This is a genomic window from Bradyrhizobium sp. Crot121 (assembly GCF_059512385.1).
Genome location: NZ_JCAMOR010000582.1, coordinates 1 through 242, shown reverse-complemented (window position 1 = coordinate 242; position 242 = coordinate 1). Strand labels below are relative to the sequence as shown.

1 pseudogene is annotated in these 242 nt (G+C 64.0%); it reads right to left on the bottom strand.

Annotation, left to right across the window (positions count from 1 at the left end):
- Positions 1 to 242 (bottom strand): annotated as a pseudogene (locus AC5ZGW_RS47980) (transposase); the annotation flags it as partial.

Sequence of the window (242 nt, the reverse complement as noted above, 5' to 3'; positions counted from 1 at the left end):
CCACAGCCGCTCGATGAAGACGTTGTCCATCCAACGACCGCGGCCATCCATGGAGATCTTGATCCCTGCGCCCGCCAGCGCGCCGGTGAAGGCCGCGCACTGGTGAATTGGCTGCCTTGGTCGGTGTTGAAAATCTCTGGCGTGCCGTACTTCGCCAGCGCCTCTTCCAGAGCCGCCACGCAGAACGAGACGTCCATCGTGTTCGACAACCGCCACGCCAGAACCGCACGGCTCGCCCAGTC